The following is a 14,578-nucleotide window of genomic DNA, read 5'->3' on the forward strand; positions in this document are numbered from 1 at the left end:
AAAGGGGTTCATTTCACGAAGGGGCGCAGCATGTCGCGGGCGAGCAGAAAGCCGCGCTTGACGTCGTCGTCGCTTCCCTCAAAGCGCCGGTCCTCGTGTTCGATGATGATGGCTCCGTCGTAGCCGGCGCGGTAGAGGCCGGAGAAGATCACATTCCAGTCGACATCGCCAAGCCCCGGCATGCGCGGCACCTGCCAGCCCATGCCGGCCGAGAGGATACCGCGCTCGTAAAGCCCATCATGATCGATCATCAGGTCCTTGGCATGGACATGCAGCATGTACGGGCCGAATTCCCTGATGAAGCGGGCCTGGTCGATCATCTGCCAGACCAGATGCGACGGGTCGAAGTTCATGCCGACGTCGCCGCCCCAGGCATCGAGGATGCGGCGCCAGATATAGGGCGAATAGGCGATGTTGTGGCCGCCCGGCCATTCGTCGTAGCTGAAGATCATCGGGCAGTTCTCAAAAGCCAGCTTGACGCCGTTGTCGCGCGCACGGGCGATGATATCGGGCCACAGTTTGAGTGCCTCTTGCCAGTTGGCGTCGATGGTTTTTGAGGCGTCGCCGCCGCAGAAGGTGTTGACGACAGGCACGCCCATATGGCTCGCCAGCACGATCACCTTCTTCAAATGATCGACGACAGCCTTGCGGTGGGCGGCATCGGGATGCAGCGGATTGGGATAAAAGCCGAGGCTGGAGATCGACAGGTTCTCTTCCGCCAGTGCGGCGGCGATTTCCTTGGCCTGCGAGGCCGAGGTCGAGGCGGCGTCGATATGGCTGGTGCCGGCATAGCGCCGGGCTGCGCCTGAGGATTTCGGCCAGCAGGCGATCTCCAGCGCCTCGAAGCCGGCAGAACTTGCCCAGTCGGCGACCTCGCCAAGCGGGGTGTCGGCAAACGGTGCGGTGAGCAATCCGAGCTTCATGTGGCCCTCCCGTGGTTCACGACCGGCCTACTATGCCGATTGTGCAGGCCGCTTCAACCGTGTCGCCGCCGGCAATGCGCAAACCTGTCTGACGAATGCCATCGGATCGTCGCAGAGCAGGCCATCGTGAGCGGCTGTGACAGCCGTGCGGAACGGCTGGATTTAGTTAGGCGTCTGACAACAGCAGGACTTCCCTTGGCTGGGCACCTGTCCACTCCCGCAACGACCTGATTTTGCTCTTGTGGGGCGATTTCGGTCGAGCTAATGATGTGTCGGGATTAGGGGTTTGAAGTGACTGACATCATCACATTCGTGGTTGCTGGCGCGTGCGCGGCAGTTGGATTTGGCGTGATCTGGTACGTCAGAACGAGACCGCCTATCCCTGAAGGTCACGAGGACTCCGATCTGAGGGAATGGCTTGATGGCCAGGTTTAAGCCCCAAGCTCAAAGCCCGCCAGAGCGCGTTCGGGGTGCCGGTACAGCTATCTTCTTGATTTTACTGAGGTAAAAATCCGCTGGTGGAGCTGAGGAGGATCGAACTCCTGACCTCGTCATTGCGAACGACGCGCTCTCCCAGCTGAGCTACAGCCCCATCCAGCGGAATGGGCGCATTTATCGGGCGCGGCGGTTTCCTGTCAAGACGGCGTTTTGCCCAAAGCCGGGCGGCCAGCCACCGGCCTGCCGTGCCGCGAAGCTGGCTCTTGCCGCCTCCGCCTGCAATGGCTACATGTCGGCAACAACCGGAGACCGGCATGATAGCCCTCATTCAGACCATTGTCCTGGCGCTTGACATTTATTGGTGGATCATCATCGCTTCGGCGATTTTCTCCTGGCTCTACGCCTTCAACGTCGTCAACTCGCGCAACCAGTTCGTCGATAGCGTCAGCAACATGCTGTTCCGGCTGACCGAGCCGGCGCTGCGGCCGATCCGCCGCTTCCTGCCCGATCTCGGCGGCATCGATATTTCGCCGATCATCCTGCTTTTGATCCTGTTCTTCCTGCGGCAGTTCCTGCTCACCACGGTGGCGCCGCTGGTCGTCTGACGGCGGTTCCATGACCGGGCCGTTTCGCCCGCGTAACGACGGCGTCGACCTGTTCGTCCGGCTGACGCCGAAAGCGGCGATGGACAGGCTCGAAGGCATCGAGATCTCGGCAGACGGGCGAAGCCATCTGAAGGCCCGCGTCCGTGCCGTGCCGGAAAACGGCGCCGCCAACCAGGCGCTCGAACGGCTGGTCGCCAAGGCGCTGGGCGTGCCGCGATCGGCCGTCTCGGTCATCGCCGGCGGCACGGCCCGGCTGAAGACGCTGCGCATATCAGGCGATCCGGCGGCGCTGGCGAAAGCCATCGAGGCGTTGGATGGCGGCCCAAGTGCGTCGCGTTAAAGTGGCCTGCTGTGCGAGGATACGTCGGTCCGTGCCGCCCCTCATTGCCCTGCCGGGCATTTCTCCCCGTATAGTGACGGGGAGAAAGACGCCGCCACAGATGGCTTCGCCAACCACCAGCATTGCAGAAGTAACGTCAAGATTGCGGCCAGCCTCTTTCTCCCCGTTTACGGGGAGAAATGCCCGGCAGGGCAATGAGGGGCGGCGCCGAGGTTCGCGATTGACCCATGGCAGCTCCGCCGGCCTCTACACCAGCCCGCGCTTGGCCATCATCGCTTCGGGAGACGGCATCTTGCCGCGGAAGGCGGTGTAGAGCTCTTCCGGGTCCTTGGAACCGCCGGCGGCATAGATGTTTTTCCTGAGCCGTTCGGCCAGCGCCGGATCGAACAGGTCGCCCGTCTCCTCGAAGGCGGCGAAGGCGTCGGCGTCGAGGACCTCCGACCACATGTAGGAATAGTAGCCGGCCGAATAGCCGTCGCCGGCAAAGATGTGGCCGAAATGCGGGGTGCGGTGGCGCATGGCGATGGTGTCGGGCATGTTGAGCCTCTCGAGCGTTTCGGCTTCGAAACGAAGCGGCTCGTCCGGCGCGTCCGGCCGTGCGTGGTAGGCCATGTCGACCAGTGCCGAGGCGGTGAACTCGACCGTGGCGAAGCCGGCGCCGAAGGTGCGCGCCGCCAGCATCTTGTCGACCAGCGCCTTCGGCATCGGTTTGCCAGTCTTCACGTGCAGAGCATGCTTTTCCAGCACCGCCGGCACCGTCAGCCAGTGCTCGTAGAGTTGCGAGGGCAGTTCGACGAAATCGCGGCTGACCGAGGTGCCCGCGACCGATGGCCAGGTGACCTCGGTTAGCATGCCATGCAGGGCATGACCGAATTCGTGGAACAGGGTTTTGGCTTCATCGACCGACAAAAGCGCTGCCTCGCCCTCCGGCGGCTTGGCGAAATTCATGATGTTGTAGATGACCGGCCTGGAGCCATCGCCAAGCTTGTAGCCGGACTTCAGCGCGCTCATCCAGGCGCCGGAGCGCTTTGACGGCCGCGCGAAATAGTCGGCCAGGAACAGCCCGCGCTCGCTGCCGTCGGCATTCCTGACGATGAAAACGCGCGCGTCCGGATGCCAGGTGGCAATGCCTTGCTTCTCCTCGAAGCTGATGCCGAACAATTTTGTCGCCACGTCGAAACAGGCGTCGATGATGCGGTCGAGCTGCAGATAGGGCTTCAGTTCGGCCTCGTCGAAGGCAAACTTCTCGGCGCGCAGCTTCTCCTGATAGAAGCGCCAGTCCCAGGCGGCGAAATCTTCGTTGCTGCCGGCCTCGGCCGCCAGCCGCTGCAATTCGATCTGATCGCTTGCGGCCTTTTCCACCGCCTTTCCCCAGACCGGGTCGAGCAGCGTATGCACCGCCTCGGGCGTCTTTGCCATGGTGTCGTCGAGCTTCAGCGCGGCGTAGGAAGCGTAGCCGAGCAGCTTCGCCTTTTCGGCGCGCAGGCGCAGCATGTCGCGCACCACGGCGGTGTTGTCGGTGGCGCCGCCGTTCTGGCCGCGCATGGTGAAGGCGCGGAAGGCGATCTCGCGCAGGTCACGGCGTTCGGAGAAGGTCGAGAACGGCTCGTAGATCGAGCGCGACAGGGTGACGGCATAGCGGCCCTTCTGGCCGCGCATCTCGGCGGCCTCGGCCATCGCGCTTTTCAGGAATTCCGGCAGGCCGGCAAGGTCGGCTTCATCGAGGAACAGCGCCCAGTCGCGCTCGTCGGCAAGCAGATTCTGGCCGAAATTCGTGCCGAGCGACGACAACTCCTCATTGATCACCGCCAGCCGCTTCTTGCCCTTAGCGTCGAGCCTGGCGCCGGAGCGGACGAAATTCTTCCAGGTCTTTTCCAGCACCCGCAGCGTTTCGGCATCGAGTTTTAGGGCGTCGCGGCGCTGGTAGAGATCGTCGATGCGGGCAAACAGCCTCTCGTTCATCGAGATCGCCGAGAAATGCCGCGACATTTTTGGCGATATGTCGCGCTCCAGCGCCTGGATCGCCTCGTTGGTGTGGGCGCCGGCCCGGCACCAGAAGATCGACGAGACATGGTCGAGCGCCTCACCGCCAAGCTCGAGCGCTGCAAGCGTATTCTCGATGGTCGGGGTCTCGGCATTGCCTGCTATCGCCTCGATCTCGGCCTCGTGCGCCGTCAATGCCGCATCGAAAACCCCGGAAAAATCGCCGTCGCCGATGCGGGTGAAATCGGGCAGGCCGAGCGGCCCTTGCCAGGTGGTCAGCGGATGGGCGGCGAGGTCGACGGCGGACGGCATGGGCAATCTTTCGTAAGTGAGGGGCTTTCGCTGAGTGGCGGGATGAGGCGGATCGTCACCGATGTAAGGCGCTGGCTTGCCGCACGCAATATCGCGGCTGGTCAGTAGCTATCGCAGTTTTCGGCGATCGCCGCCTGCGAGCTGGCAGTGATGCGGTTGTCGGCGATCGCGAAGGTTTCCTGCATCAGCACGTCGTTGTTGGGGAAATCATAACAGGCGATCACCGTGGTGACGCCGCCCTCGGTCTTCTCGATCCGATGCCGGATTTCAGCCCCGGCGACAGCGCCCTCCCAGTCGTCGATGGAGGCGATGAACTCCTGCTTGGTCTGGACGACGCCGAGATCGTCGAGTTTTATCCGGACGTCGTCGGCAAGCAGGTCCGACAGTTCCGTGCGATCGGCGACCAGCAGCGCCGCGTACCAGCGGCTGATGAGCGCGCCGTCGTCGGCGCCGGCGGACATGACTGAAAACAGCAGCGCCGCTGCGGCCAAAGCGATCGAACGGCATGCCATGCAACCCTCCTACGTCATCTCCGGCCGCTCGAAGTCGCCGGTGTCCTTGTTCATCACCCAGAGTTCGCCGGTCGAGATGTCGAACCAGGCGCCGTGCAGCGACAGCCGTCCCTTGCCTTCCAGGATCGAGACGCAGGGAAAGGTCCTGAGATTGGCGATCGAATAGCGGATCGAAATGCGCTCGAGCGCGGTCTGCCGCTCGGTCGCCGTCATGAAGGTGCTGGACGACACGGTCTCGGCGGCCGGCGCAATCAGGCTCATCCACTTGCCGATGAAGTCGCCGGGCGACAACGGCGCGGCGGTACTGTCGAGTGCTGCGCGGATGCCGCCGCAGCGGCCATGGCCCATCACCACTATGTTCTTGACCTTGAGGCTCTGCACGGCGAACTCGAGCGCCGCCGAGGTCGAGTGGAACTGGTCGTCGGGCGCATAGGGCGGCACCAGATTGCCGACATTGCGCAGCACGAAGAGTTCGCCGGGGCCAGCGTCAAAAATCGCCTCGGGAGCCGCGCGGGAGTCGCAGCAAGCAATGATCATTGTTTCGGGGGCCTGGCCCTCGCGAGCAAGCGAGCGATAGCGCCCGCTTTCGGCGAGATAGCGGCCACTCATGAAATTGCGGTAGCCGGTGAGCAGATGGTCTGGGAGATGAGGCATTGGCGGCGTCTGGAGCCTTTCGGGGTTAGGCGGCAGCTCTGTAGGTCAGGAAGGCTCTAGCGGCAAAAGCCGGTCGCGAGCAATGCCGAATCGCGAAGGACGTGGTTGCCATTCGCCAATGCGATTGCCTCGCCGATAGATGGGCCGAGGAGATTCACGCCCAAATGGCGACAGGGATACCAAAACGGTCGGCGAGCGGCGGATCCGGAAACGGCCTTGCCTCGCCGCTGGCGATGCGACCGGCGATCAGCATCATCGCTGCGGCGTCGAGAAAGTCGTCGGCAGCGGCGCCTCGCGGCGGCGTCCGGTCGAGAAAGCCCCTGACATAACCGTGCCGGCAAAGCAGCGCCTTGCGTTCCGCCATGCCGGCCGGGTTGACGGCGCCCTTGATCTTCTTCGGCAGGCGCATCGCCCGGTCGTCGTTCAGCCGGCAGAAGGCGACTTCCGGATGCGATTCGAAGACGCGGCGGCGCAGTTCGGGACGCGCGATCAGAACCGCATCGACCTCGCGGATCTTGGCAAAGATCCCAAAAGCCTGGATCGAGACGCCGCGCGGCGGATTGGAGGTCGCCTTGGCCACTTCGCTTGCTTGGCGATGCGCGGCATGCCAGGCCTCGATCGTGGTGAAGCCGTCCGTATGCGCATAAAGCGCCGCACGCGAGGGGATGGCGAAGACACTCGATTGCCTGTTGCCGAGCAGCGGCCGCACCAGCGATTCGGGTCCGCGGCCGCCCTTTTGTGAAACATCGGGCAGGCCGATCGGCATGTCGACGGCGACTGTTGCCTCGGCTGGCAATGCGTCGAGAAGTGCTGCGAAGCTTGGAAAAACGGCTACCGAGGGGGCTGCGCCCGGGTTACGAGGTGTCGAACCGGGCTCGCGGCGAACGGCGATCCAGCCGGCCTTGCAGCCATCGACGCCGACGACAGTCACGCTCTTTTGTCCCGCCCCGGATGCAGGAGATGGCGAAGCTGCACCATCGCCATCGGGTGCGACAGGCTCTGTGCATCGGTTTCGAGCTGCAATTCGTCGCCGCCGCGCTTGGCGGTGCGCGCCAGGATCTCGTAGACCGCCGCCGTGGTCGACTGCAGTGCCTTGATCGCCGGCTGGCCGGACAGGATGCGCGCCAGATAGACGGCCGCCGTCAGGTCGCCGAGGCCATTGGGCGGCTTGTCGATGAGGCGATGCTCGGCGAGCAGCGCCTGGTTGCCGTTGAGCAGCAGATTGCCGGTGCCGCCGGCCATCATCGCCGGCGCCGACGTGACCAGCATGGTCGACGGCCCGGCCTGAAGGGCGGCCGCCATCACCGCTTGGAGGTCGGGCAGCGGCGCTCCCGCCATCCATTCCAACTCGTAGCGGTTGGGCGTGGCGATGTCGGCGATCGGCATCAGCCGGTCGCGCATCGCGATGGCGGTCGTCTCCGGCACATAAAGCCCGCCCGAATCGCCCATCACCGGGTCGCAGATATAGACGGCGTCCGGCGTCTTCGCCTTGACCGCGCCGACCAGCGAGGCGACGGCGTCGGCCTGGCCGCCTTCGCCGAGATAGCCGGAAAGCACTGCGCCGACCTCGCCCAGCCACGGCGCGCGCTCGAGATCGGCCATTAGCGCCCTGAATTGATCGAGCGGCGGCACGATGCGCGTCGCCCGTCCATGGCCCGGATGCCAGGGCAGGATGACGGTCGGCACCGCCCACACCGGAAAGCCCAGCGTCTCCAGCGCAAAGACTGCGGCGCGGTTGCCGACCGAGCCACGCGCGACATGGCTGGAAATGACGATGACCGCGCGCGGCGCGTCGTGTTCTTCGGTGCTCACGAGGTTCCTAACCCTGGATGATGAAAAGCACGAGCCAGATCAACAGGCCAATGCCGACAATGAACCCCAGCGCCCGGCCAATGCGCGTGCCCCAATATTCGATCGGGTCCGCCCGGTCGGCGTCTGCTGCAGTGACGTCATCGCGCGCGCCCTTCGCCGTCCGCGCAACGGACGAGGCCGGGTCGGTTTCACTTGCCACGCGCTCGATGATGCGGCGCGATTCGTCGTCGCTGTCCTGGCGTCCCGCCATGGCTATGCCCTGTTTTCGCAGCGACTTTAACCTGTTCGCCCGGTCAATTACAGGGCCTGACAGTGAATGCCAAAGCACCAGCAGCGCCCCAGGTCGAGGTCATGTTCTTGCGCGCGGATTGTGGTAATGCTTCGCCCGTCAGTCTTGTTGAGGGATTTTTCCATGCCTGCCCTTTCCTCCCCTTTCGTCTTCCGCAACCTGCCAGCCTTGCTGATGATGGCGATCGTGCTGCCGCTGCTGGCCGGCTGCGGCTACAACACCATTCCGACGGCGGAGGAAAACGCCAAGGCCGCATGGAGCCAGGTGCTGAACCAGTACCAACGCCGCGCCGATCTCATTCCCAACCTGGTCGAGACGGTCAAGGGCTATGCGGCGCACGAGAAGGATACGCTCGATGCCGTTGTCGAGGCGCGCGCCAAGGCGACGCAGGTGACGGTGACGCCCGAAACGCTGAGCGATCCGGAAGCGGTCAAGAGATTCCAGGACAGTCAAGCCGGCCTGACCAGCGCGCTGTCGCGGTTGCTGGCAGTGGTGGAGAATTATCCCGACCTCAAGGCCAACCAGAATTTCCTGGCGCTGCAGGCGCAGCTCGAAGGCACCGAGAACCGCATCTCGGTCGCCCGCCGCGACTATATCGAGGCGGTGCGGGAGTATAATCTGACGCTGAGGACCTTCCCGTCGGTGATTTGGGCGACCCTGTGGTTCCGCGACAATCAGCCATTCGCCAATTTCACCATCGAGGAAGACAAGATGCAGACGCCGAAGGTCGATTTCGGCACGCAGCAGGGTGGGTGAGAACAGCTGGTTGGCGTTGTCCCTGTTGGCCTTGCACTCCGTCGCGCCCCCCTCTGTCCTGCCGGACATCTCCCCCACAAGGGGGGAGATTGGCAGCTTTGTCGAAGGCGCCTCCCTTGCAACGTTGCAGGTCTGCGAAAGCCATGGTGACGGCCGATTTCCCCCCAACTGGGGGAGATGTCCGGCAGGACAGAGGGGGGCGCGAAGGAACGCCAGCCTGACATTCCTGTACGTCGTCCTAAGCCTTCTCTTCCTCCCCCTCACCGCCCTTGCCGCCGAATTGCCTGCCCTGACCGGGCGGGTCGTCGACAATGCCGGCATCATCGATGCCGCAACCGAAGCGGCGCTGACCCGGAAGCTTGCGGATTTCGAGGCCAAGAGCTCTGACCAGATCGTCGTCGCGACGCTTCCTGGCCTCGACGGCGAGGAAATCGAGCCCTACGCCAACCGGCTGTTCCGCGCCTGGAAGCTCGGCCAGGCCGGCGAGGACAATGGCGTGCTTTTGCTGGTCGCCAAAGACGATCGCAAGATGCGCATCGAGGTCGGCTACGGGCTGGAAGGCACGCTGACCGACCTGCACACCAGGCTGATCATCGAAAACGACATGGTGCCGGCCTTCCGCGCCGGCGATTTCTCCGGCGGCATAATGAAGGCCGTCGACGACATGGTCATGGTGCTGGAAGGCAATCCGGAAGAGCTGGAAGCGCGCGGGACCCGCAACCAGCAGCCGCCATTCAACACCGACGATCTGTTCTTTGCGATCTTCATAAGCATATGGGCGATCATCTTCTTCGGCAGCATCGCCGCCTCCATTCTGCCGCCGATCTTCGGCCGGAAGATCGGCCCCGGTCGCTATCGCTGGCTGGGCATGATTTTCGAGCCGGGCCGGCAATCTTCTGGCGGTTGGTCGTCCGGCGGGGGAGGCTGGTCGTCGGGCGGAGGAGGCTCAGGCGGCGGCGGCTTTTCGGGCGGCGGCGGCTCGTCCGGTGGCGGCGGATCTTCAGGAAGCTGGTGAGACACGACATGGCAACTCGACCGATCAGCCGCGAGGACCATGACCGCATCGCGAAAGCGATCCGCGTCGCCGAATCAAACACCGACGGCGAAATCTACTGCGTGGTCGCCTATGCCAGCGACGGCTATTTCTTTCCGGCTGCCTTCATGGCGACGCTGGCGATGCTCGTCGTCAGCCTCGCCGTCAGTTACGGGCTGGAAGCGTGGTGGCTGTCGATCCGCGTGCCGCATTTCGTCATCGCCCAGCTTCTGGCGATGGCCTCGGTGCTTGTGCTGTTGTGGGCGCTGCCCGGCTTGCGCATCCACCTGGTGCCGAGACGGCTGCGTTACCAGGCCGCGCACGCCAATGCGATAAAGCAGTTCCTCGCCCGCAACGTCCACCGCACCACGGCGCGCACCGGCGTGCTGGTTTTCGTTTCGATTGCCGAGCACTACGCCGAAGTGATCGCCGACAGCGGCATCGACAGCCGCGTTGGCCAGCATGTCTGGGACGGCGTCGTCCGCGACCTTACCGCGCATGCCCGCGACGATCGTCTCGCCGACGGCTTCATCAAGGCGATCGAAGCGACGGGTGCGGTGCTGGCCGAGCATTTCCCGGTTTCTTCCGGCGACAGCAACGAGCTCGACGATCATCTGGTCGAAATCTGAGTCGCTACGAACGGTTTTTTCAGCACTCAACGGCACGTCTATCGTCTGTGCGAAAGCTTGGGAGCCGCTGACCGGACTCTTGCAATCGGGCGATCCGGGTTTATGGTTAACCAATCATGAAGACGCTGAGCATCGACATCAGGAAAGCCGAGCCGCGCGACGCAAGCGCCATCGCCGACGTGCACCTGCTGGCCTGGCGCGGCGCCTACTCCGGCATCATCCCGCATCGCACGCTGACATCGATGATCAACCGCCGCGGCGCCGACTGGTGGGCGAACGCCATCCGCCGCGCCGCCACCGTCCTGGTTGTCGAGATCGGCGGCAAGGTCGCCGGCTACGCCACGATCGGCAAGAACCGCGCCCGCGAGCTCAAGCAGCAGGGCGAGATCTACGAACTCTACGTGCGCCCGGAATATCAGGGCATCGGGCTCGGCAGCCGGCTATTCTCGGCCGCACGGGCGCGACTGGCAGACCACGGGCTGAAAGGCATGGTGGTGTGGGCGCTGGAGGACAACCAGAACGCGCTCACCTTCTATGCCGGCGCCGGCGGCCGCGACGTCGCCGAGGGCGTCGAGGTTTTCGAGCAGAAGGCTCTGAAGAAGGTCGCCTTCGTCTGGGAATGACGGCTCGACACGCCTCTCGCCAGCACCCTCAGCCGATTTCAGTACCATTCGCCGCATTGCACCATGCGCCGCTGCCCGCTATCGGTTTCCAATCGAAAGAGGGACAAAGCCATGCGTATCGAAGCCATCGCCATCGGAAAGAACCCGCCGGAGGACATCAACGTCATCATCGAGGTGCCGATCGGCGGCGAGCCGATCAAGTACGAGATGGACAAGGAGGCCGGCACGCTGTTCGTCGACCGCTTCCTGCACACCTCGATGCGCTATCCCGGCAATTACGGCTTCGTGCCGCACACGCTGTCGGGTGACGGCGACCCGATCGACGTGCTGGTCTGCAACACGCGGGCGCTGGTGCCGGGCTGCGTCATCAATGTGCGGCCGATCGGCGTGCTGGTGATGGAGGACAATTCCGGCCTCGACGAAAAGATCATCGCGGTGCCTTCGCCCAAGCTGACGCTGCGCTACGAGAACGTCACCGAATACACGCACCTGCCCGACATCACCCGCCAGCAGGTGCAGCACTTCTTCGAGCACTACAAGGATCTGGAACCCGGCAAATGGGTTAAGATCGAGGGCTGGCACGATGCCGCCTACGCCAAGAAGATGATCGTCGAGGCGATCGAACGGGCCAAGGCGAGCAAGTAGCCGAACGCCTGAAGTTGCGAGCAAACTGCTGGCGTAGCGCCGCCCCTCATCCGCCTGCCGGCACCTTCTCCCCGTGAACGGGGAGAAGCCCGCTGACCTCGACCTTGGCGCCCATTCAGCAACGGTGGTAATTGGCGAAACCATTGATGGCTGCGTCTTTCTCCCCGTCACTATACGGGGAGAAATGCCCGGCAGGGCAATGAGGGGCAGCGCTGACCGACGTTACTTTTCAATGCCACGCGCTCCTAATTGTCGACACGGCCGAAAGCGGGTGCGTTGCCGATAACCACGCGCTTGTCCTTGCCGCAGGCAAAGGTCCGCGCCTTCTCGTCGGCGAGCTTGCGGGCCTGGTCGTTGGCGCCGGGGTTGCCGGTGGCCAGCACCAGGCCGACGGTGCAGCCTTCATAGGTCTCCGGTTGGGCGACCTTGGCGACGATCAGCACGTCGATCGGTTTGTTCTCCGCCTCGGGATTGCTGATCGAGCGCCGATGAATGACCGCAAACGGGACGGCGCGATCGCCGTTCGTCTCGATGCGCCACTCGAGTTTGGATGCCGCCGAGTTGAAGGCGACAAAACTTTCCCAGACTGGGGTCATGTCGCTGGGCGGAAAACCATAAAACAGCGATTCCCGCGCGTCGTCGTAGGCGATCAGCACCGGGTAGCCGCGATAGCCCGAACAGGCGAGACTGGCCCAGTCGCCTTCGCCTTCCTCCGCCTGCGCGTAGGTCACGCAGTCGTTCTTCCAGTCGAGATCGGTGTAGGCGCTGGAAATGTCGCCGGCCTGGGCGGACTGGCAGAGGCCGGCGAGGGCAAGCGGGATCAGCAAAAGAGCACGCATCGCGGGCAACTCCGTTTCGGGGCTGCCGCACGGTATCGCTAAACGCTATTTCTTCAAGCTCGCTTCGATCAGCAGGTCGGCGTTGCGGGCCACAGACTTCGCCGGTCCGCCGGCCCCGAACAGTTGGCCGCTGATATAGGCGCCTTCGATCAGAAGCAGCAGCCCGTCGCCCAGCGTATCGGCGTCGCCGGCGCCCATCGCCGCCGCCATGGCGCGCAGGCGTCGGCGCAATTCCTGCTTGTTGGCCTCGCTCACCACACGGGCCGGGTGGCCACGTTCGGGATATTCGACGGCCGCGTTGGTCATGCCGCAGCCGCGATAGTCGGGTTTTTGCGTGCGCTTGCCTATGCGGGTCAGGAAGGCGCCAATCTGTGCGCGCGGATCGCCGGGATGGGCAGCCACCGCCTCGTCGAAGCGATCCCAGAACTCGAGGTCGTATTGCCGCAGATAGGACGCGGCCAATTCGTCCTTGGAGGGGAAGCTGCGATAGAGGCTGGGCTTGGTGACGCCGGCGCGCCGCACGATCTCGTCGACGCCGATCGCCCTGATGCCTTGCCGGTAGAACAGATCGCGGGCAACGCGAAGGATTCTTTCGCCCGCGCGGGGCTGTGCCACCTCATCTGCTTTGATCGTTGGTTCAATGCTTTTCATCCAGGATGTGCCGTTGCCTGCTTGACAATGTTACCGATCGGTACGTATACCCTAGTACAACTGCAACGTACCGGTCAGTAACATGATAGCTCAATCCCGCCCGTTTGGCCAGCGCTACGCTTTCGTCGTGGTCGCCGTCATCTTCCTCTGCCTGCTGATCGCGGCGGGCCTGCGGTCGGCGCCGGCCGTCATGATGCTGCCGCTGGAGGAGAGTTTCGGCTGGCGGCGCGATGTCGTCTCGCTCGCCGCGGCCATCGGCATCTTCCTCTACGGCCTGACCGGGCCGTTTGCCGCGGCACTGATGGAACGGATCGGGCTGCGCCGCACGCTGCTGGCGGCGCTGGTGCTGATGTCGGGCTCGACGGCGCTCAGCCTGTTGATGACCCAGCCCTGGCACCTGCTTCTCACCTGGGGCGTATTCTCCGGCGTCGGTTCCGGCGCGGTCGCCACGGTGCTCGGCGCCACCATCGTCAATCGCTGGTTCAAGACCAATCGCGGCCTGGTAATGGGGCTGATGTCGGCCTCGGCCGCCACCGGCCTGCTGGTGTTCCTGCCGTTGCTCGCCGCGCTCGCCCAGTCGGGCGGCTGGAAGCCTGTCGCCATCGCCATTGCGGTCGCCACCGCCTGCCTCGTGCCGCTGGTCTGGCTGCTGGTGCCGGAACGGCCGTCCGCGATCGGCATGGTGCGCTACGGCGCGGACGTCGACGACGTGCCGCCGGTTCCGCCAGCCTCGCAGGGCAACTTCCTCACCCACACGTTCAGCACGCTGCGTCGTGCCGCCGGCACGCGGGTGTTCTGGTATCTGTTCGCCACTTTCTTCATCTGTGGCTTCACCACCAACGGACTGGTCGGAACGCACCTGATCGCGTTTTGCGGTGACATGGGCATCGGCCAGGTGCAAGCCGCCGGCCTGCTGTCGCTGATGGGCATCTTCGACCTGATCGGCACGACGCTGTCGGGCTGGCTCACCGACCGTTTCGACCCGCGCAAGCTGCTCGGCGTCTATTATGGCATCCGCGGCCTGTCGCTGATCTATCTGCCTTATTCCGGCTTTTCGTCGACCAGCCTGATCATCTTCGCAGTGCTCTACGGATTGGACTGGATCGCCACCGTGCCGCCGACGCTCAGGCTGTCGAACGAGGCGTTCGGCGACCGCAGCGGGCCGATCGTCTTTGGCTGGATCGTCGCCGGCCATCAGGTGGGTGCAGCGGCGGCCGCCTTCTTCGGCGGCACCATGCGTGAATTGCAGGGCAATTACGAACTTGCCTTCCTCATCGCCGGCATGACGGCAATAGCCGCAGCCTGCCTCTCGCTGTTGATCAACACCAGCCGTCCGGCCTTCGAGCCGAACCCGCAGGCGGCTTGAGCTGTGACGGCCGAGCGCTAATCTCCCCCTTGAGGGCATATGCGCTAAGATAGGAGTTGCAGCGGGGAATCGGTTGTGATTCTACGCTGCGATGACTCACGAATCGCTTGTAGATGACGGCTGGGCCGAGACGATTGAGCTTCTCGGTGGTGAAGAGTTGATCGCGGG

17 protein-coding genes and 1 tRNA gene are annotated in these 14,578 nt (G+C 64.0%); 8 read left to right on the top strand and 10 right to left on the bottom strand.

The annotated features are described in order from the left end of the window. Positions 1-8: 8 nt before the first annotated feature. Together AC0L3H_RS14225 and AC0L3H_RS14230 are read right to left on the bottom strand one after the other, a co-directional pair. Positions 9-923 carry a sugar phosphate isomerase/epimerase family protein gene (locus AC0L3H_RS14225; RefSeq protein WP_473585872.1) on the bottom strand — a complete coding sequence of 305 codons (915 nt, stop codon included), beginning with the start codon at positions 921-923 and terminating at the stop codon, positions 9-11. A gap of 516 nt (positions 924-1,439) precedes the next feature. Continuing rightward, a tRNA-Ala gene (locus AC0L3H_RS14230) sits at positions 1,440-1,515 on the bottom strand. A 160-nt stretch (positions 1,516-1,675) separates the two neighbouring features. On the opposite strand from AC0L3H_RS14230, the gene AC0L3H_RS14235 reads away from it, so the two are divergent. Together AC0L3H_RS14235 and AC0L3H_RS14240 are read left to right on the top strand one after the other, a co-directional pair. Then, positions 1,676-1,966, top strand: coding sequence for a YggT family protein (locus tag AC0L3H_RS14235; protein WP_023800489.1), 291 nt, complete (start codon positions 1,676-1,678; stop codon positions 1,964-1,966). A gap of 10 nt (positions 1,967-1,976) precedes the next feature. Further along, a complete protein-coding gene (locus AC0L3H_RS14240; protein WP_473585873.1) occupies positions 1,977-2,306 on the top strand; it encodes a DUF167 domain-containing protein in 330 nt (109 codons plus the stop codon). A gap of 246 nt (positions 2,307-2,552) precedes the next feature. Here the strand turns inward: AC0L3H_RS14240 and AC0L3H_RS14245 are convergent, their stop codons facing one another. From AC0L3H_RS14245 to AC0L3H_RS14270, 6 genes are all read right to left on the bottom strand, one after another. Next, positions 2,553-4,607, bottom strand: a complete 2,055-nt coding sequence (locus tag AC0L3H_RS14245) for a M3 family metallopeptidase (RefSeq protein WP_473585874.1) — start codon at positions 4,605-4,607, stop codon at positions 2,553-2,555. Between the two features lie 95 nt (positions 4,608-4,702). Further along, the gene (locus AC0L3H_RS14250) at positions 4,703-5,113 is read right to left on the bottom strand and encodes a nuclear transport factor 2 family protein (protein WP_473512377.1); all 411 of its coding nucleotides are present in this window, start codon (positions 5,111-5,113) and stop codon (positions 4,703-4,705) included. Positions 5,114-5,122: 9 nt separating this feature from the next. Further along, complete coding sequence (locus AC0L3H_RS14255) at positions 5,123-5,767, bottom strand: carbonic anhydrase (RefSeq protein ID WP_023800486.1); 645 nt, start codon at positions 5,765-5,767, stop codon at positions 5,123-5,125. A 154-nt stretch (positions 5,768-5,921) separates the two neighbouring features. Beyond that, positions 5,922-6,698: a DUF429 domain-containing protein gene (locus AC0L3H_RS14260; RefSeq protein ID WP_473585875.1), complete on the bottom strand. Its 777-nt coding sequence runs from the start codon at positions 6,696-6,698 to the stop codon at positions 5,922-5,924. After that, positions 6,695-7,579, bottom strand: a complete 885-nt coding sequence (gene pdxY, locus AC0L3H_RS14265) for a pyridoxal kinase PdxY (RefSeq protein ID WP_473585876.1) — start codon at positions 7,577-7,579, stop codon at positions 6,695-6,697. The genes AC0L3H_RS14260 and pdxY overlap by 4 nt, the downstream gene beginning before the upstream one ends. 7 nt (positions 7,580-7,586) lie before the next feature. Next, positions 7,587-7,829, bottom strand: coding sequence for a hypothetical protein (locus tag AC0L3H_RS14270; protein ID WP_091592375.1), 243 nt, complete (start codon positions 7,827-7,829; stop codon positions 7,587-7,589). A gap of 162 nt (positions 7,830-7,991) precedes the next feature. Here AC0L3H_RS14270 and AC0L3H_RS14275 point away from each other — a divergent pair, with 162 nt between their 5' ends. The 5 genes from AC0L3H_RS14275 (at position 7,992) to ppa (ending at position 11,554) form a co-directional block, all read left to right on the top strand. Continuing rightward, positions 7,992-8,624, top strand: a complete 633-nt coding sequence (locus AC0L3H_RS14275) for a LemA family protein (RefSeq protein WP_036263057.1) — start codon at positions 7,992-7,994, stop codon at positions 8,622-8,624. Between the two features lie 217 nt (positions 8,625-8,841). Further along, on the top strand, positions 8,842-9,639 hold the full coding sequence (locus tag AC0L3H_RS14280) for a TPM domain-containing protein (protein ID WP_473585888.1): 798 nt from the start codon (positions 8,842-8,844) through the stop codon (positions 9,637-9,639). 8 nt (positions 9,640-9,647) lie between these two features. Next, positions 9,648-10,286, top strand: a complete 639-nt coding sequence (locus AC0L3H_RS14285; RefSeq protein WP_473585877.1) for a TPM domain-containing protein — start codon at positions 9,648-9,650, stop codon at positions 10,284-10,286. A gap of 116 nt (positions 10,287-10,402) precedes the next feature. Beyond that, positions 10,403-10,909 (top strand): GNAT family N-acetyltransferase, encoded by a 507-nt coding sequence (locus AC0L3H_RS14290; protein WP_023800479.1) that lies wholly within the window; start codon positions 10,403-10,405, stop codon positions 10,907-10,909. Positions 10,910-11,020: 111 nt separating this feature from the next. After that, on the top strand, positions 11,021-11,554 hold the full coding sequence (ppa, locus tag AC0L3H_RS14295; RefSeq protein WP_023800478.1) for an inorganic diphosphatase: 534 nt from the start codon (positions 11,021-11,023) through the stop codon (positions 11,552-11,554). Between the two features lie 245 nt (positions 11,555-11,799). On the opposite strand, the gene AC0L3H_RS14300 is transcribed toward ppa, so the two are convergent. Beyond that, positions 11,800-12,393, bottom strand: a complete 594-nt coding sequence (locus tag AC0L3H_RS14300; protein ID WP_473585878.1) for a hypothetical protein — start codon at positions 12,391-12,393, stop codon at positions 11,800-11,802. 45 nt (positions 12,394-12,438) lie between these two features. Further along, positions 12,439-13,044 (bottom strand): TetR/AcrR family transcriptional regulator, encoded by a 606-nt coding sequence (locus AC0L3H_RS14305; RefSeq protein ID WP_473585879.1) that lies wholly within the window; start codon positions 13,042-13,044, stop codon positions 12,439-12,441. Between the two features lie 82 nt (positions 13,045-13,126). Between AC0L3H_RS14305 and AC0L3H_RS14310 the strand changes: the two genes are divergently transcribed. Beyond that, positions 13,127-14,410, top strand: coding sequence for an MFS transporter (locus tag AC0L3H_RS14310; RefSeq protein ID WP_473585880.1), 1,284 nt, complete (start codon positions 13,127-13,129; stop codon positions 14,408-14,410). Positions 14,411-14,578 lie beyond the last annotated feature (168 nt).

The sequence above is a fragment of the Mesorhizobium sp. WSM4816 genome (genome assembly GCF_055811535.1).